General features: G+C 75.5%; 14 protein-coding genes. 9 read left to right on the plus strand and 5 right to left on the minus strand.

All coding sequences use genetic code 11. The features are described 5' to 3' along the window. The first annotated feature begins 89 nt into the window (after nucleotides 1–89). A complete protein-coding gene (locus GGQ55_RS28595; protein ID WP_179720202.1) occupies nucleotides 90–2,729 on the plus strand; it encodes a CHAT domain-containing protein in 2,640 nt (879 codons plus the stop codon). Here GGQ55_RS28595 and GGQ55_RS21360 read toward each other — a convergent pair. Beyond that, nucleotides 2,726–3,517 carry an SDR family NAD(P)-dependent oxidoreductase gene (locus tag GGQ55_RS21360; RefSeq protein WP_179720203.1) on the minus strand — a complete coding sequence of 264 codons (792 nt, stop codon included), beginning with the start codon at nucleotides 3,515–3,517 and terminating at the stop codon, nucleotides 2,726–2,728. The two genes, GGQ55_RS28595 and GGQ55_RS21360, sit on opposite strands and share 4 nt — an antisense overlap. Nucleotides 3,518–3,565: 48 nt before the next feature. On the opposite strand from GGQ55_RS21360, the gene GGQ55_RS21365 reads away from it, so the two are divergent. From GGQ55_RS21365 to GGQ55_RS21380, 4 genes are read left to right on the plus strand one after another with little or no spacing between them, the layout of a single operon-like run. After that, the gene (locus tag GGQ55_RS21365) at nucleotides 3,566–3,904 is read left to right on the plus strand and encodes an MmcQ/YjbR family DNA-binding protein (RefSeq protein WP_218859370.1); all 339 of its coding nucleotides are present in this window, start codon (nucleotides 3,566–3,568) and stop codon (nucleotides 3,902–3,904) included. A 45-nt stretch (nucleotides 3,905–3,949) separates the two neighbouring features. Next, the gene (locus GGQ55_RS28600) at nucleotides 3,950–6,475 is read left to right on the plus strand and encodes a molybdopterin oxidoreductase family protein (RefSeq protein WP_179720207.1); all 2,526 of its coding nucleotides are present in this window, start codon (nucleotides 3,950–3,952) and stop codon (nucleotides 6,473–6,475) included. Beyond that, a complete protein-coding gene (nirB, locus tag GGQ55_RS21375; RefSeq protein WP_179720209.1) occupies nucleotides 6,475–9,003 on the plus strand; it encodes a nitrite reductase large subunit NirB in 2,529 nt (842 codons plus the stop codon). The genes GGQ55_RS28600 and nirB overlap by 1 nt, the downstream gene beginning before the upstream one ends. Continuing rightward, nucleotides 9,000–9,335, plus strand: coding sequence for a Rieske (2Fe-2S) protein (locus GGQ55_RS21380; RefSeq protein ID WP_179720211.1), 336 nt, complete (start codon nucleotides 9,000–9,002; stop codon nucleotides 9,333–9,335). The genes nirB and GGQ55_RS21380 overlap by 4 nt, the downstream gene beginning before the upstream one ends. A gap of 28 nt (nucleotides 9,336–9,363) precedes the next feature. Here the strand turns inward: GGQ55_RS21380 and GGQ55_RS21385 are convergent, their stop codons facing one another. Then, nucleotides 9,364–9,957, minus strand: coding sequence for a helix-turn-helix domain-containing protein (locus tag GGQ55_RS21385; protein WP_179720213.1), 594 nt, complete (start codon nucleotides 9,955–9,957; stop codon nucleotides 9,364–9,366). 68 nt (nucleotides 9,958–10,025) lie between these two features. On the opposite strand from GGQ55_RS21385, the gene GGQ55_RS28000 reads away from it, so the two are divergent. Further along, nucleotides 10,026–11,633: an FAD-dependent oxidoreductase gene (locus GGQ55_RS28000; RefSeq protein WP_179720215.1), complete on the plus strand. Its 1,608-nt coding sequence runs from the start codon at nucleotides 10,026–10,028 to the stop codon at nucleotides 11,631–11,633. 31 nt (nucleotides 11,634–11,664) lie between these two features. On the opposite strand, the gene GGQ55_RS21395 is transcribed toward GGQ55_RS28000, so the two are convergent. Further along, nucleotides 11,665–12,093, minus strand: coding sequence for a DUF2000 domain-containing protein (locus GGQ55_RS21395; protein ID WP_179720217.1), 429 nt, complete (start codon nucleotides 12,091–12,093; stop codon nucleotides 11,665–11,667). Nucleotides 12,094–12,143: 50 nt separating this feature from the next. On the opposite strand from GGQ55_RS21395, the gene GGQ55_RS21400 reads away from it, so the two are divergent. After that, nucleotides 12,144–12,929, plus strand: a complete 786-nt coding sequence (locus GGQ55_RS21400) for a helix-turn-helix transcriptional regulator (RefSeq protein WP_366489922.1) — start codon at nucleotides 12,144–12,146, stop codon at nucleotides 12,927–12,929. Here GGQ55_RS21400 and GGQ55_RS21405 read toward each other — a convergent pair. After that, entirely contained in the window at nucleotides 12,926–13,717 is a 792-nt protein-coding gene (locus GGQ55_RS21405) for a hypothetical protein (protein WP_179720221.1), read from the minus strand. The two genes, GGQ55_RS21400 and GGQ55_RS21405, sit on opposite strands and share 4 nt — an antisense overlap. A gap of 148 nt (nucleotides 13,718–13,865) precedes the next feature. Between GGQ55_RS21405 and GGQ55_RS21410 the strand changes: the two genes are divergently transcribed. After that, entirely contained in the window at nucleotides 13,866–15,242 is a 1,377-nt protein-coding gene (locus GGQ55_RS21410; RefSeq protein ID WP_179720223.1) for an MFS transporter, read from the plus strand. 34 nt (nucleotides 15,243–15,276) lie between these two features. Further along, nucleotides 15,277–15,813, plus strand: coding sequence for a DinB family protein (locus GGQ55_RS21415; RefSeq protein WP_179720225.1), 537 nt, complete (start codon nucleotides 15,277–15,279; stop codon nucleotides 15,811–15,813). Here the strand turns inward: GGQ55_RS21415 and GGQ55_RS21420 are convergent. Then, complete coding sequence (locus GGQ55_RS21420) at nucleotides 15,795–16,919, minus strand: uroporphyrinogen-III synthase (RefSeq protein ID WP_179720227.1); 1,125 nt, start codon at nucleotides 16,917–16,919, stop codon at nucleotides 15,795–15,797. The genes GGQ55_RS21415 and GGQ55_RS21420 overlap by 19 nt on opposite strands. Nucleotides 16,920–16,945 lie beyond the last annotated feature (26 nt).

Consider the following 16,945-nt stretch of genomic DNA (forward strand, 5'->3'; position numbering starts at 1 on the left):
TCGCAGCGCTCAGATTCGTTTCCCACCGCTTTTCTTGGCAGGGCCCAATGTCGTTGACAAGGGCTTCGCGTCCGGCAGGCTGGGACGTCGTGGACGGGACGACGCTCGAGCTGGCGCAGGAGGCGTTGCGCCTGGCCGAGGCCGACCCGGTCGAGGCCGTCACGCGGGCGCGCAGCGCGGTCCGCCGCGCCGAGCGGTCCGCCGACGGAGTGGCGCGGGCGGTGGCGGAGCGGGCGTGGGGTCTCGCGCTGCGGCACGGGGGGCACCTCGACAAGGCGCTGGTGCACCTGCGCCGGGCGGTGGACGTCGCGCTCGAGGCGGGCGCGCCGGAGGTCGCCGGCGAGGCGCGGATGTCGCTGGCCTACGCACTGGTGGAGCGCGGCCGGGCCGGGCAGGCCCTCGACGAGATCGGCCGGGCGTTGCGGCAGCTGGACGGCGTCGCCCACGCCCGCGCGCAGACCCAGCGCGGCTCGATCCTGCTCGACATGGGCCGCCACGCCGAGGCGCTCGAGGAGTACGAGGCGGCGCTGCCGGTCCTGCAGGAGGCCGGCGACCTGCTGTGGAGCTACCGCGTCGTGTGGAACCGCGGGCTGGCGCGCGCCTACCGCCACGAGTTCCTCGGCGCCGAGGAGGACCTGCGCCGCGCCGAGGAGCTCGCCGACCGGCTGGACCTGCCGCTGTCGGTCGGCTTCGCCCAGGCCAACCTCGCCTTCGTCCTCGGCCTGCGCGGTGACGTGCCGGCCGCGTTGGATCACTCCGCCCGCGCCGAGGAGCGCATCCGCGCGCACGGGGCCCAGCTCGGCGAGCTGCTCAAGGACCGCAGCGAGCTGCTGCTGTCGGTCCGGCTGGTCTCGGAGGCCCGTGAGACGGCGGAGGCGTCGGTCGCCGAGTACGAGCGCGAGCGGCGCAGCATCAAGCTGCCGCAGGTGCGGCTGGTGCTCGCGCAGTCCGCGCTGCTGGAGGGGGACGCTGACGGCGCGCTGCGGCACGCCCGGCGGGCGGTCGCCGAGTTCTCCCGGCAGCGCCGTCCGGAGTTCACGGCGCTGGCCCGGCTCGGCGTCCTGCAGGCCCAGCACGCCGCCGGCGCGGTCCCGCCGGCCGGGGCGCGGGCGGCCGAGGAGGCCGCGGCGACGCTGGCCGCCGTCCGCTGGCCGGCCGCGGCGATGGAGGCGCGGCTGCTGGCCGCCGCGCTGCTGCGCGACCGGGGCCGTCCGGACGACGCCGACCGCCACCTGGGCGCGGCCGCGGCGACCCGGCGCACCGGTCCCGCGACCCTGCGGGCGCGCGGCTGGTACGCCGAGGCGCGGCTGCGGGCGGAGGCCGGACGACGGCAGGCCGCGTGCACCGCGCTGCGGACCGGCCTGCGCATCCTCGACGAGCACCGCGCCGTCCTCGGGGCCACCGACGTCCGGGCGCACGCCGCCGCGCACCGCAGCGAGCTGGTGGAGCTGGGGCTGCGCCTTGCCCTGGACGGCGGCAGCCCGCGGCAGGTGCTCGAGTGGGTGGAGCGCGGCAAGGCCACCGACCTGCTCGTGCAGCGCCCGGTCCGCCCGCCGGAGGACCCGGAGGTCGCCCAGGCGCTGGCCGAGCTGCGGGCCACCGTGCTGCAGATCAACGAGCTGCAGGCCGGCGGCGAACGCGGACCGGCCCTCGACGAGCTGATGGCGCGGCAGCCGCTGCTGGAGCGCCGGGTCCGCGACGCCACGCGGCGGATCGGCGGCGCGGGCACCGGCCGGCTGCCGGCGCCGGTGCCGGTGGGGGCGCTCGCGGAGCGGTTGGACGGCGCGGCGCTCGTGGAGCTGTTCGTCCTGGACGGCGTCCTCTGCGCGGTGACCGTCGTCGGCGCCCGCAGCCGCGTGCACCGCCTCGCCGCGACCGCCGACGTCGAGGGACTGCTGGACCGGGTGCTGCACGCGCTGCGCCGCCTCGTGCGCCGCAACGTCGACGCCGCGGGGCGGGCCGCGGCGGAGGACCTGCTCCGCGCCGCCGCTGCCCGCCTCGACGAGCGCCTGCTGGGGACGCTGCCGGAGCTGGGGGACCGGCCGCTGGTCGTCGTCCCGACCGGGGCGCTGCAGTGCCTGCCCTGGGCGGTGCTGCCCTCGTGCGCGGCGCGGCCGGTCGCCGTCGCTCCGTCGGCGTCGCTCTGGCACGCCGCGCGCAGCCGCCCCGTGGAGACCGGGGGCCGCGTCGTCGTGGCCGCCGGGCCGAGCCTGGAGGGCGCGGTCTCGGAGGTGCGCGGCGTCGGGGACGTGCACGGCGTCGAGCCGATGCTGCCGCCCGAGGCCACGGTCGCGCGGGTGCTCAAGGAGATGGAGGGTGCGGCGCTGGTCCACCTGGCCGCGCACGGCCGGCTGGTCGCGGACAACCCGCTGTTCAGCGACGTCCTGCTCGCCGACGGCCCGCTGCTGGCCTACGACGTGGAACGGCTCGACCGCGCGCCGCACACCGTCGTCCTCGCCGCCTGCGACACGGCCCGCTCGGTGGTCTGCGCCGGCGACGAGCTGCTCGGCCTCGGCGCGGTGTTCCTCGGCGGCGGCACCGCGCAGCTGGTCGCGCCGATGCTGCCGGTGCCCGACGTGGAGACCGCCGAGATCATGGGCACCTTCCACCGGATGCTGGCCGCCGGCTCCGGCGCGGCCGACGCCTTGGTGCGCACTCGCGCGCAGGTGGGGGAGGACGTCGGTGCGGCCGCCGCGGCGAGCTTCGTCGTCCTGGGCGCCGGGGTCTAGTCCTTCGGCTCGGCCATCTGGCGGTGCGCCATCGCCTTGACCCTGTCGGGCAGGACGTCGTTGAGCGCACCCTGCGCCTTGGTCTTCAGCGACCCGGCGACGATCTTGTTCTTGCCGTCCATGAGCGCGGCGAAGCCCTGGGCGGCGACCTGCGCCGGGTCGTCCTTCGTGCCCTGGCCGACCGCGGTGTCGTCCATCTCGGCGCGGTGGAAGAAGTTGGTGTCCGTCGGGCCGGGCATCAGCGAGGTGATGGTGACGCCGGTGTCCTTGAGCTCCTCCTGCACGGCTTGCGCGAACGACTGCAGGAACGACTTCGAGGCGTTGTAGACCGGCTGGAACGACCCCGGCATGGTCGAGGCGATCGACGAGGTGATCAGCACCCGGCCCTCGTCGCGGGCGGCCATGTCCCGGAGCACCAGCTTGGCCAGGTGCACGGTCGAGGTGATGTTGAGGTCGATGATCTCCTGGTCGTCGGCCAGGTCGGTGTCGACGAACGCCCCGCCCTGCCCGACGCCGGCGTTGAGGGCGACCGCGTCGAGAGCCCGCCCGCCCGCGGTGGCCGTCGCGTAGAGCTGCCGGACGCCGTCGGGCGTGCGCAGGTCGACCTGCACGGGCTGCACGTCCGCGCCGGTCGAGCGCAGCTCGGCGGCGGCGGTGGAGAGGCCGGGGTCCTCGGCGGAGATCACGAGGTCGAACCCGTTCTCGCCGAACTGGCGGGCCAGCTCCAGCCCGATCCCGCTGGAGGCGCCGGTGACCAGGGCGAGCGGCTTGTTGTCCGGAGACGTCATGCGCTGCGCCCTACCCGGACGGGCCGGGTCCGATTCAGGATGTCGCCCGTGCAGTTCGACGAGGCGCTGGTGGCGGTGCTCGCGCTGCCCGGTGCGTACGAGGCCGACCACCACGGCCGCCGCTCGTTCCGGGTCGGCGACGGCAAGGTGCTGGTCACCGTGCCCGAGACCGGCGTCCTGAACGTCATGGTGGACGACGACCTGGCCCGCTCGGCGGCCGGTGCCCCGGGCGTCGACCTGCTCTGGTGGGGGAAGAAGCTCTCCGGCGTCCGGGTCGAGGTGGCCGAGGTCGACCCGGCCCTGCTGGAGGAGCTGCTCGAGGCGGTCTGGCGCCGCCGCTCACCGGACGCCCGGCGCCGGGGTGAGGGGTTCGGAACGCGACCTTGACGCCGGGGCAGCGGCCGGGAAACGACCGCGCCCCAGGCTCGGTCCGTGCGCACCACCGCCACCCACTGCCCGTACTGCTCCCTGCAGTGCGGGATGCACCTGACCGCCGGCGACCGCCCGGCGACCCTCGTGCCGGCGGACTTCCCGACCAACCGCGGCGGGCTGTGCTCGAAGGGCTGGTCGGCGACCGAGCTGCTCGACCACCCCGAGCGGCTGCTGCGCCCGCTGGTCCGAGCGGTGCCCGGCGACCGCACCAGCCCGCTGGTGGAGACCACCTGGGACGACGCCCTCGACCTCGTCGTGGCCGCGATCCGGCGTACCCAGGCCGACCACGGGCGCGACGCCGTCGGCTGCTTCGGCGGGGGCTCGCTGACCAACGAGCAGGCGTACGCCTTCGGCAAGTTCGCCCGGGTGGCCCTGCGCACCAGCGCCATCGACTACAACGGCCGGTTCTGCATGTCCTCGGCCGCGGGCGCGGCCAACCGGGCGTTCGGGCTGGACCGCGGCCTGCCGTTCCCGCTGTCCGACCTGGCCGAGGCCGACGTCGTCGTCCTGGTCGGGAGCAACCCGGCCGACACCATGCCGCCGGCGATGCAGTGGTTCGACGCCGGCCGCGAGCGCGGCGCGCAGCACATCGTCGTCGACCCCCGGCGGACGGCGACCGCCCGCAACGCCGCCCTGCACCTGCAGCCGCTGCCCGGCACCGATCTCGCGCTGGCCAACGGGCTGTTGCACATCGCGCTGGCCGAGGGCCTGGTCGACGAGGAGTACGTCGGAGAGCGGACCACCGGCGTCGAGGAGGTCCGCGCCGGCGTCGCCGCGTACTGGCCGGACCGCGTCGAGCGGCTGACCGGCGTCCCGGTCGCCGACCAACGGCGGACGGTGTTCGCCCTGGCGCGTGCCGAGAAGGCGATCGTGCTGACCGCGCGCGGCGCCGAGCAGCACCGCTCCGGCACGGACACCGCGCAGGCGTGGATCAACCTCGCCCTCGCGCTCGGCCTGCCCGGGCGCCCCGGCAGCGGCTGGGGCACCGTCACCGGGCAGGGCAACGGGCAGGGCGGCCGCGAGCACGGGCAGAAGGCCGACCAGCTGCCCGGCTACCGGAGCCTGGCCGACCCGGCCGCCCGCGCGCAGGTCGCCGCCGTCTGGGGGATCGACCCGGACGACCTGCCGCGGCCCGGGCGCAGCGCCTACGAGCTGCTCGACGGGCTCGGCACGCCCGGTGGTGTGCGTGCGCTGCTGGTGCTCGCCTCGAACGTGGCGGTGAGCGCGCCGGACGCCCGCCGGGTGATGAGCCGGCTGGCCGACCTCGACTTCCTCGTGGTCAGCGACTTCTTCCTCTCCGAGACCGCGCAGCTCGCCGACGTCGTCCTGCCCAGCGCCATGTGGGCCGAGGAGGACGGCACGATGACCAACCTCGAGGGCCGGGTGATCCGCCGCCGGCGCGCGCTGGCCCCGCCGGAGGGCGTCCGCGACGACCTGCAGCTGCTCGCCGAGCTGGCCGACCGGCTGGGCGTGAGCGGGTTCAGCGGCGACGCCGAGACCGTGTTCGAGGAGCTGCGCCGGGCCAGCGCCGGGGGAGCGGCCGACTACTCCGGCATCAGCTACCGGCGGATCGACGAGGAGCAGGGCATCTTCTGGCCGTGCCCGTCCGACGACCACCCGGGCACCCCGCGGTTGTTCACCGAGCGCTTCGCCCATCCCGACGGCCGCGCCCGGTTCGTGCGGGTCGAGCACGTCCCGGCGCACGAGGAGACCGACCGCGACTTCCCGTACGTGCTGACCACCGGCCGGGTGCTGGCGCAGTACCAGTCGGGCACGCAGACCCGCCGGTCGCGGTCGCTGCAGCTGGTCGCGCCGCTGCCGCGCGCCGAGCTGCACCCCGACCTCGCCCGCCGGCACGGCATCGGCCCGGACGACGTCGTCGAGCTGACCACCCGCCGCGGCACGGCCCGGTTCGCCGCGGCCGTCACCGACGCGATCCGCCCGGACGTCGTCTTCGCGCCCTTCCACTGGGGCGGCGGCTCGTCGGCCAACGCCCTGACCGACGCCGGTGCGCTGGACCCGACGTCGAAGATGCCGCCGTTCAAGACCTGCGCGGTCGCCGTCGCCCGGATCGGGCCGCCCGCCGAGCTCATCACCGAACCCGCCGACCAGCCGGCCGCCGTCCGGACCCTCTCCACCCGCAGCCCGCGAACCCCGTCCCGACCGAGGAGCACCCGCATGAAGAGCACGCCGCGGTTCCTGCAAGGCGTCTTCCCGATCACCGGCGAGGGGCTGGCCAAGCCCGGGCCGGTCGACCCGTCCCTGCGCTACACCGTCCCGGCCGGGGCGTCGGCGCAGGCCCTCTACTTCCGTGGCGGCAACTCGACCGGCGAGCTGGTCTACGTGCTGCTGCTGCGCGACGGCGAGCCGGTGCGCTGGTTCCCGATCGGGGCGAAGGGCGACGTGCACGTGCCGCTGCGGGTGGTCGAGGACCTGCCCGGCGGCACCGTCGTCGAGCTGCACGCCGCCGCGCCGGACGGCGTCGCCGGCGAGCTCGTGGTCGACCTCGGGCTGGTGGAGGTCTGATGACGGCGATCCTCGGCGGCCGGGCGCACGGCCTCACCTCGCTGCGGCTGGACGACGACCTGGACGACCGGGACCGGCTGGTCGTCGTCGGCAACGGCATGGCCGGCGCCCGGTTCGTGGAGGAGGTGCTCGAGCGCGGCGGCGGGGACTCGTTCCGGATCACCGTCTTCGGCGACGAGCCGCACGGCAACTACAACCGGATCATGCTCAGCCCGGTGCTGGCCGGGGAGACCGCCGAGGACGAGATCGTCCTCAACTCCCACGAGTGGTACTCCGACAACGACGTGGAGCTGCGCGCCGGCGTCCGGGTGCAGCGGATCGACACCGCGGCCAAGCAGGTGCACGCCGACGACGGCACCGTCACCCCCTACGACCACCTCGTGCTGGCCACCGGCAGTTACTCGTTCATCCCACCGGTGAAGGGCGTGCACCGCGAGGACGGCAGCCTGCTGCCCGGCGTCTTCGGCTTCCGCACCATCGAGGACACCCGGGCGATGATCGAGGCCGCCCGGACCCACCGGCGGGCCGTCGTCGTCGGCGGTGGGCTGCTGGGGCTGGAGGCGGCCCGCGCGCTGCAGACCTACGGCATGGCGGTGGACCTGGTGGACGCCGCGCCGCACCTGATGAGCGCTCAGTGCGATGCCGACGCCGGCGCGATCATCCGGGCCGGGGTCGAGGCGCTCGGCATCACCGTGCACCTGTCCACGCTCACCGGCGAGGTGCTCGGGTCGGACCGGGTGCGCGGCGTCGTCCTCTCCGACGGCCGGGAGCTCGAGGCGGACGTGCTGGTGCTCGCCGCCGGCATCCGGCCGCACACCGACGTCGCCGTCCGCTCCGGACTGGAGGTGGAGCGGGCGATCGTCGTCGACGACCAGCTGCGCACCGACGACCCCGACGTGTACGCCATCGGCGAGTGCGCCCAGCACCGCGGCACGGTCTACGGTCTGGTCGCCCCGGCGTGGGAGCACGCGAAGGTGCTGGCCGACGTGCTCACCGGCGCCGACCCCACCGCCGAGTACCACGGCAGCCGGCTGGCGACGAAGCTCAAGGTCGCCGGCGTCGACGTCGCGACCATGGGGGTCAAGGCGCCCGAGCGCCCGGACGACGAGGTGCTCGTGATCTCCAAGCCCAGGCGCGGCGTGCACTGCTCGGTGGTGATCCGGGACGACCGGCTGGTCGGCGCGACGATCGTCGGCGACACCCGCAAGGTCGCCTACCTGACGCAGGCCTTCGACCGCGGCTCGCCGTTGCCGGAGGAGCGGATCCGGCTGCTGGTCGACCTCTCCGACGGCGCGGCGGACGTCGGCGTCGCCGAGCTGCCGATGGACTCGCAGGTCTGCAACTGCAACGGCGTCTCTAAGGGCGCGATCTGCGGCGCGGTGGCCGACGGGTGCAGCAGCGTCGGCGAGGTCATGGACCGCACCCGCGCGGGCAAGGGCTGCGGCTCGTGCAAGTCGCTGGTCAAGCAGATCGTGGAGTGGGCCGCGGACGGCGACGTGACCGAGGACGTCTCGGCGTCCTGGTACGTGCCGGGGGTGCCGCTGGCGAAGCCGGCCCTGATGGCGGCGATCCGCGCCCGGTCGTTGAGGTCCGTCTCCGCCGTCTTCGCCGCGCTCGCCCCGGACGGCGCGGAGGACGCGAAGTCGAAGATGGGGCTGACCTCCCTGCTGCGGATGATGTGGGGCGAGGAGTTCGTCGACGAGCGCGACGGCCGGTTCATCAACGACCGGGTGCACGCCAACATCCAGCGCGACGGCACCTTCTCCGTCGTCCCGCAGATCAAGGGCGGGGTGACCACGCCGGCCCAGCTGCGCACGATCGCCGACGTCGCCGAGAAGTACGAGGTGCCGATGGTGAAGATCACCGGTGGCCAGCGGATCGACCTGCTCGGCGTCCGCAAGGAGGACCTGCCCGCGATGTGGGCCGACCTCGGCATGCCGTCGGGCCACGCCTACGGGAAGTCGTTCCGGACGGTGAAAACCTGCGTCGGGTCGGACTTCTGCCGGTTCGGGCTCGGCGACTCCACCCAGCTGGGCATCGAGCTGGAGGAGCGGTTCAAGGGCATCGAGGCGCCGGGAAAGCTCAAGCTCGGCGTCGTCGGCTGCCCGCGCAACTGCGCCGAGGCCTACGTCAAGGACGTCGGCGTGGTCGCGGTCGGCAACGGCCGGTGGGAGGTCTACGTCGGCGGTGCGGCCGGGGCGACGGTGCGCAAGGGCGACCTGCTGGCGACCGTCTCCTCACCGGCCGAGGTGCTGCAGCTCGTCGGCCGGTTCATCCAGTACTACCGCGAGCACGCGAACTGGCTGGAGCGCACGTACGACTTCGTGCCCCGGGTGGGGCTCGACCGGCTGACGGCGGTGCTGCTCGAGGACGCCGAGGGGATCGTGGCCGAGCTCGACGCGGCGATGCAGCGCTCGGTCGACGCCTACACCGACCCGTGGGGCGCCGACGGCGCCGTCCCGGCCACGCCCGGGCAGTTCCGCACCTCCCTGCCCCTGATCGACCTGCCGAAGGTGCCCGTCCGATGAGCGTGCTCGAGCAGTCCACCGCCGCCGGCGTCCGGGCCTGGACCGTCGGGCGGGTCGAGGACGTCCCGCTCGGCGAGGGCCGGGCGTTCGTCGCCGGGGAGACGCCGGTGGCCGTCTTCCGGCTGCGCGACGGGTCGCTGCACGCGACGCAGGCCGCCTGCCCGCACGCCGGCGGCCCGCTGGCCGACGGGCAGACCGACGCGTCGGTGCTGGTCTGCCCGCTGCACCTCTACGCGTTCCGCTGGCGCGACGGCGGCTGCACGTCGTCCGAGCTGACCCTCCGCACCTACCCCGTCCGCGACGTCGACGACGCCCTCGTCGTCGACCTCTAGGTGGTTTCGCGCGCTTAACCGCGCGCGGTTAAGCGCGCGAAACGTCGCCCTTGGGGCGGGCGCGGACGTGCAGGCGCTCGCCCTGGGGGCCGAACAGGCCGAGCACCTCGGCCGGCTCGTCGAACGGGTTGGTGATCGAGTGCGGGGTGCGGGTGTCGAACTCGGCCACCTCGCCCGGCCCGAGGACGACGTCGTGCTCGCCGAGCAGCACGCGCATCCGGCCGGACAGCACGTAGAGCCAGTCGTAGCCCTCGTGCGACTTCAGCTCGGGCTCACCGGGCGGCGTCCGCGGCGGGTAGACCATCTTGAACGCCTGGATGCCCCCGGGCCGCCGGGTCAGCGGGACGACGGTGGTGCCGTGGTGGCTGGCGCGCGGCTTCAGGTGCACCCGCGGGTCCCCGGTCGGGGGCGCGTCCACCAGCTCGTCGAGCGGCACCTGGTGCTCGCGCGCCAGCGGCAGCAGCAGCTCCAGGGTGGGCTTGCGGTCGCCGGACTCCAGCCGCGACAGCGTGCTCACCGAGATGCCGGTGGCCGCCGAGAGCTGGGCGAGCGTGTCGCCGCGCTGCTGCCGCAGCGCCCGCAGCCGCGGTCCGATGCCGGTGAGCACGTCGTCGAACTCCATGCCGACCAGTTTGCCGTTCCGGCAACGAAGTTTGTCAAGCCGGCCTCACCCGGTGCACCGTGCTCGGCATGCGGAGCGACGAGTACGACGTGGTGGTGGTCGGCGGCGGGGCTGCCGGCCTGAGCGGTGCGCTGACCCTGGCCCGGGCGGGCCGGTCGGTGCTGGTGGTGGACGACGGGACGCCGCGCAACGCGCCGGCCGGGCACGTGCACAACTACCTCGGCCGGGAGGGCACGCCGCCGGCCGAGCTCTACGCGATCGGGCGCGGCGAGGTGGCCGGCTACGGCGGCGAGGTGGTCGAGGGCCGGGTCACCGGGGTCCGCCGGGAGCACTCCGGTTTCGTCGTCGTCCTGGCCGACGGCGAGGTCCGGGCCCGGCGGCTGCTGGTCACCACCGGACTGGTCGACGAGCTGCCCGACATCCCCGGCGTCGCCGAGCAGAGGGGGAGCGGCGTGCTGCACTGCCCGTTCTGCCACGGCGCCGAGGTGCGCGGCCGGCCGATCGGGATCCTCGGCACCACCCCGTTCGCCGTCCACCAGGCCCTGCTGTGGCGGCAGTGGAGCGCCGACGTCGTCCTGTTCCGGCACGAGGCACCCGAGCCCACGGAGGAGGAGCGGGAGCGGCTCGCCGCCCGAGGGATCGCCGTCGTCGACCAGCCCGTCGCCGGGCTCGTGACCGACGGCGACCGGCTGACCGGCGTCCGGCTGGCCGACGGCAGCGTTGTGGACCGCGAGGCCGTCGTCGTCTCGCCGCGGTTCACCGCGCGCGCCGAGCTGCTGTCCGCGCTCGGGCTCGAGGCGGAGGTGCAGGTGCGCGACGGCGTCCCGTTCGCCAGCGCCGTCCCGGCCGGGCCGACCGGTGCCACCGCCGTCCCGGGCGTGTGGGTGGCCGGCAACGTGACCGACCCGATGGCGCAGGTGATCGTGGCGGCGGCGGCCGGCCTCATGGCGGGCGCGCACATCACCGGCGACCTCGGCGAGGAGGAGACCCGCCGCGCGGTCGAGGCCGCCCGGCAGGCGAACGAGGTGCACGACCGGGCCTGGTGGGAGGACCGCTACCGGACGGCGCAACACCTGTGGAGCGGCCGGGCCAACGACTTCCTGGTCACCGAGGCCGCCGATCTGGAGCCCGGGCGGGCGCTCGACGCGGGCGCCGGTGAGGGCGGCGACGCGCTGTGGCTGGCCGAGCGCGGCTGGCAGGTGACCGCGCTGGACCTCTCGCAGGTCGCGCTGGACCGCGGCGCGCAGGCGGCCGAGGAGCGCGGGCTGGGCGAGCGGGTGCGGTGGCGGCAGACCGACCTCGCCGAGGAGGCGCCGGAGCCGGGCGCCTACGACCTGGTCACCAGCGCCTTCCTGCACCCGCCGGCCGACGTCCGGGAGAAGGTGCTGCGCGGGCTGGCCGACGCCGTCGCCCCCGGGGGGACGCTGCTCGTGGTCAACCACGACCCGAGCGATCTCGCGCTCGGCATCCGGCACGACGCCCGCCCCGAGTACTTCGCCTCGGCCGAGGAGCTGGCCGCGATCCTCGACCCGGCCGAGTGGGAGATCCAGGTCGCCGAGGCCAGGCCGCGGGTGGCGCGGCACCACGAGGAGCACGGGCACGGCGGGCAGGTCCACCACGTCGCCGACGCGGTGCTGCGGGCCCGGCGGATGTCCCGCGAGGTTTCGCGCGCTTAACCGCACGCGGTTAAGCGCGCGAAACCGCGGGTCACGGGTGCATCCGGGCGCCCTTGACCACCTTGTCGACGGCGTTCTTCGGCCCGTGGAGCGCGATGCCCACGAGGTCGAGGTCGGGCCCGGTCACGGAGGCGACGGCGGCGCGGTTCTCGTCGTCGCCGCCGGTGGCGAACAGGTCCGCGGTGAACAGGGCCAGCGGCAGCCCCCGCTGCAGGGCCTTCGCGCGCGCCTGCTGCAGCACCGCGCCGTCGCCGGTGAGCACGAGCACCGGCTGGCGGAACATCGCCAGGTACGCCGTCCCGTCGCCGTCGACGTACGGCTTGCCCATCAGCTCGGGCACCGCGCCGGCGATCGCGCCGGCCAGGAACGCGGTGACGTTGAGCTCCTGCCACGGCAGCAGCCCCTCGCGCAGGACGACGGCGATCTTGGTGCTCCAGGGCGGGCCCGGCTCGGTCTCCATGCCGTTCAGCGTCGGCCGGGCGGGGCGTCGCCGTCTTGTACGTTCCTGACGTGGTCGACGAGGTCGTCACGGCGTGGCGCCCGGACGTGCCCGGGCTGACCGAGGTGCTGCACGCCCGGTTCACCGACCACGTCTACCCGGCGCACACCCACGAGGCGTGGACGCTGCTGCTCGTCGACGACGGCGCGGTCAGCTACGACCTCGACCGGCACGCGCACGGCGCCACCGGGGCCGAGGTGACGCTGCTGCCGCCGGGGGTGCCGCACGACGGCCGCTCGCAGTTCCCCGGCGGCTTCCGCAAGCGGGTGCTCTACCTCGAGCCGGCCACGCTGGGGGAGGATCGGGTCGGCCGGGCCGTCGACCGGCCCGCGTTCGGCGACGTCGTCCTGCGCGAGCGGATCTCGGCGCTGCACGGGGCGCTGCACGGTGACCGCCTCGAGGCGCAGAGCCGGCTGGCGCTGGTCGTCGAGCGGCTCGGCCAGCACCTCGACCGCGACGTCCGGCCGGCGCCCGACGTCCGGGACGACGCCGTCGCCGACCGGCTGCGCGACCTCCTCGATGCGCACGTCGTCGAGGGGCTGTCCCTGGACGACGCCGCGGCCCTGCTCGGCCGGCACCCGACCCACCTGGTCCGCGCCTTCGCCCGGCGGTTCGGCATCCCGCCGCACCGCTACCTCACCGGCCGGCGGATCGACCGGGCCAGGCGGCTGCTGCTCGAGGGGTTGCCCGCCGCCGAGGTGGCGGTCGCGGTCGGGTTCACCGACCAGTCCCACCTGACCCGGCACTTCCGCCGGATGCTCGCGACGACGCCCGGCGCCTACGCCCGCTCGGCCTAGGAGCGCGGCAGACCCAGGTCGGCGAGGGCCGCGGCGATCGCGTCGTCGCGGACGAAGTCCAGCGCCAGGAGCCGGTGCACCAGCACGCCGCGGCGGGTCAGCCGCAGGTCGGCCATCCGCAGCCGGGGGAGCGGCGCACCGCCGGGACGCGGCGCGGCCGGCGGCGGGTCGAGCAGCCCGGCGCGCTGCAGGTCGGCGAGGTCCTCGCGGGCACCCCACGCCGTCCAGGCGCGCGGGTCGTCCTCCAGAGGGGCCATGGGCAGCGGCACGCGGTCGCGGCGGCCGACGCCGGCCAGCAGCGCGAGCTGCCGCCAGCCAAGCTGCTCGGCGATCCGCAGGGCGCGGACGACGAGCTCCGCGTCGAGGTCGGCGGAGAACGCGACCTCGGCCAGCAGGTAGCCCAGGTGCCGCACCCGCCGCTCGTCGGCCGACCGGCGTGCGGCCCCGACGACGGCCTCGACGATCTCGCCCGCGGCGGCCCTGGCGCCGGCGCGGCCGGCGAAGAAGGAGTCGTTGCGCAGCGTGCGGTCGGAGCGGGCCAGGGTCACCGAGTGCTCGACGGCGAAGGCCAGGACGGCGCCGGCCCGCACCCGCTCGCGGGGGACCGCCACCGCCGCGGCCTCCTCGGCGCCCGCGCGCAGGCAGGCGGCCAGCCGCGCGTCGAGCTGCACCGCGCCCGAGCCGGCCTCGAAGACCAGGTTCGCCGCGGCACCGGTCATCGACCCGGCCACGGGGCTGCCCGCCTGGAGGAGGGCGCGCCCCGGCGCCTGCTCGTCCGCGGTGGTCACGCCGATGATCTTCCCCGGCGCCGGGCGGCCCGCGCACGCCGGCGGCGGCTGCCCTCACCACACCGGGGCAGGCGCGGTGAGCGAAAGGGAACACAGGTTCTCCCGCGCGGCAACGGCGAGGGAACCGGCGCCCGACATCGTTCGGCGCATGGCCGCTCCGACCCGCACGTCGCCGTCCGCCGATGTCCTCGCCGCGCCGTCCCGATCGCACTGGATCGACGACTGGCGCCCCGAGGACCCCGCCTTCTGGGAACGCGCCGGCCAGCGCGTCGCCCGCCGCAACCTGTTCTTCTCGGTCTTCTCCGAGCACATCGGTTTCTCGATCTGGAGCCTGTGGTCGGTGCTGGTGCTCTTCCTGCCCGAGGACGTCTACGGCATCGACCCGGCGGGCAAGTTCCTGCTGACGACGCTGCCGACGGCGCTCGGGGCGGCCCTCCGGCTGCCCTACACCTTCGCCGTGGCGAAGTTCGGCGGCCGCAACTGGACGATCGTCAGCGCCGCGCTGCTGCTCGTGCCCACCGTGGCCACCGCGATCGTGCTGGAGCCCGGCGTCGACTACGGCACCCTGCTGCTCGTCTCCTGCCTGGCCGGGGTCGGCGGCGGCAACTTCGCCAGCTCGATGGCCAACATCAACGCCTTCTACCCGGACCGGCTCAAGGGCTGGGCGCTCGGCCTCAACGCCGGCGGCGGCAACCTCGGCGTCCCGGTGATCCAGCTGGTCGGCCTGCTCGTGCTGGCCACCGCCGGCGTCGGGCACCCGCGGCTGATCCTGTGGATCTACCTGCCGCTGATCGTCGTCGCCGCCGTCGGCGCGGCGCTGCTGATGGACAACCTCGCGACGGCGCGCAACCAGCCCCGGGCGATGCGCGCGGCCACCCGTGAGCCGCACACCTGGGTCATGTCGCTGCTCTACATCGGCACCTTCGGCTCGTTCATCGGCTTCGGCTTCGCCTTCGGCCAGGTGCTGCAGAACCAGTTCGCCGCCGAGTTCGCCACCCCGCTGGCCGCGGCGTCGCTGACCTGGCTCGGCCCGCTGCTCGGCTCGCTGATCCGCCCGCTCGGCGGCTCGCTGGCCGACCGCTTCGGCGGCGCGCGCATCACGTTCTGGAACTTCCTGGCGATGGCGGCCGGCGCGGCGGTGGTGTTCTGGGCGTCGCAGATCGGCTCGCTGGCGCTGTTCGTCTTCGGCTTCGTGCTGCTGTTCGTGCTCAGCGGCCTCGGCAACGGCTCGACCTACAAGATGATCCCCGCGATCTTCCGCTCCCAGGCGCTGCGGCAGGTGGCCGAGGGTGGGGACGCCGCCGCCGCGGAGAAGCGGGCGCTGCGGATGTCGGGCGCGCTCATCGGCATCGCCGGGGCGGTCGGCGCCTTCGGCGGGGTGCTGGTCAACCTCGCGTTCCGGCAGTCGTTCCTGACGACGGGCAGCGGGGACGCCGCGTACCTCGCGTTCATCGCCTTCTACGCCGTCTGCGTCGTCGTCACCTGGGCCGTGTACCTGCGGCCGGGAGCCGCGCACCGCGTGTAGGAGTTGTCGCACCCCGCCGCTAGCGTGCGCGCGCATGAGCGACCGAGCGGTGCTGCCCGTGCTCCTCCGTGGCTGGGACGACGCGTGGGGGCGCCTCGACGCCCGGCTCGCCGGCCTGACCGACGCCGAGTACCTGTGGGAGCCGGTCCCGTCGTCCTGGACGGTCCGGCCCGGCGAGGGCGGGTGGACGGCCGACCGGGCCGATCCCGATCCGGACCCCGCGCCGGTGACCACCATCGCGTGGCGGATCTGGCACCTCGGCAGCGACTGCCTGGCCTCCTACCTCAGCCGGTCGCCGGCGGGGCGCCCGCTCGCGGTCACCGGCGCGCAGTGGCACGGTGACGCCGCCACGGCACTGGTCGACCTGCGCACGGCGGCGGGAGCTTTCCGCGACGCCACGGTCGCCCTCGGCGAGGACGGGCTCTGGCAGCCGCTCGGCCCGACCTGGGGCCCGTACGCCGAGGACACCTGGGCCGACCTCGTCGTCCACGCCTTCGACGAACTGGCCCACCACGGCGCGGAGATCGCGCTGCTCCGCGACCTGTTCCGCGCTCAGACGGCCAGCCGGTAACCCCGCTTCACGACCGTCTGCACCAGCGGCGCACCGATGGCCGCGCGCAGCCGGGTGACCGCCATCTCGACCGCGTGCACGTCACCGCCACCGGGCAGCACCGCGGTCAGGTCCGGCCGGGAGACGACGGCACCGGGACGCTCGGTCAGCGCGCGCAGCACGGCCAGCGACCCGGGTGCGGGCTCGACAAGCCGGCCGTCGACCACGGCCGCGTACCCGCGCACCTGCAGCGTGTGCCCGGCGACGTCGAGCACCGGGTCGCGCTCGGGCAGCCGGGTGACCACCTCCCGGGCCAACGCTCCGAGCCGCGCCCGCTCCGGCTGCCACGTCGGGATCCCGGCGGCCTGCAGCGGGCCGGCGGTCACCGATCCGACGGCGATCGCCCGCACCCGCCCGCGCAGCGCGGCCACGAACTCGTCGCGCCGACCGAGGTCCCCGGCCACCTGCAGCAGCGAGGCCGCGGCCGGGGCGCTGGTGAACGTCACCGCGTCGATCCCGCCGCCGATCACCGCGGCGACCAGCCGCTGCACCGGGACGACGTCCTCCGGCAGCACCCAGCGGTAGACCGGAACGGTCAGCACGTCGGCGCCGGTGGCGCGCAGTCCCTCGACGAAGTCGGGCAGCGGGTCGCCGTGCAGCTGGACGGCGATCCTCCGTCCGGCCAGCGGGCCCTCCGCCCCGGAGAGCAGGTGCTCGAGCACCTCGGCCGACGACTCCGACTCCGGCGACCACGCGTCGACCAGGCCGCCACCGCGGATCGCGCCGCGCGCCTTGGGTCCGCGGGCCAGCACCCGCGCCGCGCGGAGGTGCTCGACCAGCGGCAGGTCCCAAGCCTCGGCCGCCTCCAGCCAGCCGCGGAACCCGACGCCCGTCGTCGCCACCACCAGGTCGACGGGGGCCGCCAGCACCGCGCGGGTCGCCGCGACCAGCTCGGAGTCGTCGGCCAGGGGCACGATCCGGATGGCCGGCGCGTGCACGACGCGGGCGCCGCGGCGGTCCAGCAGCGCGCCCAGCTCCTCCTTGCGCCGGGCCGCGGTCACCGCGACCGTGTAGCCGGCCAGCGGGAGCGGGCCCTCGGGCTCGGCGTCCGGGAGGGCGTCGGTCACGTCCCCATGGTGCGGCCCCCACGTTG

Origin of the sequence: Petropleomorpha daqingensis (assembly GCF_013408985.1) — a bacterium.
Taxonomy (GTDB): Bacteria; Actinomycetota; Actinomycetes; order Mycobacteriales; family Geodermatophilaceae; genus Petropleomorpha; species Petropleomorpha daqingensis.

Coding starts and splice junctions, on each gene's coding strand:
- GGQ55_RS21415 (WP_179720225.1), top strand. CDS start 15,277: ATGAGCGACCGAGCGGTGCTGCCCGTGCTCCTCCGTGGCTGGGACGAC.
- GGQ55_RS21360 (WP_179720203.1), bottom strand. CDS start 3,517: ATGACGTCTCCGGACAACAAGCCGCTCGCCCTGGTCACCGGCGCCTCC.
- nirB (WP_179720209.1), top strand. CDS start 6,475: ATGACGGCGATCCTCGGCGGCCGGGCGCACGGCCTCACCTCGCTGCGG.
- GGQ55_RS28000 (WP_179720215.1), top strand. CDS start 10,026: ATGCGGAGCGACGAGTACGACGTGGTGGTGGTCGGCGGCGGGGCTGCC.
- GGQ55_RS21410 (WP_179720223.1), top strand. CDS start 13,866: ATGGCCGCTCCGACCCGCACGTCGCCGTCCGCCGATGTCCTCGCCGCG.
- GGQ55_RS21380 (WP_179720211.1), top strand. CDS start 9,000: ATGAGCGTGCTCGAGCAGTCCACCGCCGCCGGCGTCCGGGCCTGGACC.
- GGQ55_RS21395 (WP_179720217.1), bottom strand. CDS start 12,093: ATGGAGACCGAGCCGGGCCCGCCCTGGAGCACCAAGATCGCCGTCGTC.
- GGQ55_RS21385 (WP_179720213.1), bottom strand. CDS start 9,957: ATGGAGTTCGACGACGTGCTCACCGGCATCGGACCGCGGCTGCGGGCG.